This window comes from Undibacterium sp. RuTC16W (genome assembly GCF_049339445.1).
In the GTDB taxonomy this organism is placed as follows: Bacteria; Pseudomonadota; Gammaproteobacteria; order Burkholderiales; family Burkholderiaceae_D; genus Undibacterium.
The window spans coordinates 1-318 of the sequence record NZ_JBMPPE010000094.1 but is presented as its reverse complement, the minus strand read 5'-3'; the positions used below and the strand labels follow the sequence as shown (position 1 = coordinate 318).

1 protein-coding gene is annotated in these 318 nt (G+C 53.1%); it reads right to left on the bottom strand.

The features are described 5' to 3' along the window. Positions 1-171 (bottom strand): cold-shock protein (locus ACO0K4_RS19660; protein WP_422958348.1); only part of this gene is annotated, 171 nt, incomplete at its 3' end. Positions 172-318: the final 147 nt, after the last annotated feature.

Here is a 318-nt window from a genome sequence, read left to right as displayed (position 1 = left end):
CTTGGGACCGGTTGTCACGTCGAAGGAAACCTTCTGGTTTTCCCTGAGCGTCTTGAAGCCGCGCGCCTGAATGGCGGAAAAATGCGCGAACAGATCGTCGCCGCCGTTGTCGGGCGTGATGAAGCCAAAGCCCTTCGATTCGTTAAACCACTTGACGGTGCCAGTGACCATAAATTTCAGTGTTTCCTGATAACCAAAAACGTTGGAACAGTTGGGTTGAAACCCAGGTAAGCCGCACGAGAATCAAGGCAGGGAAAATGACGAACTGGATAACCGACGGGTAGAGGGTATTGCCGCAGACGAGCACGTTCACCAACG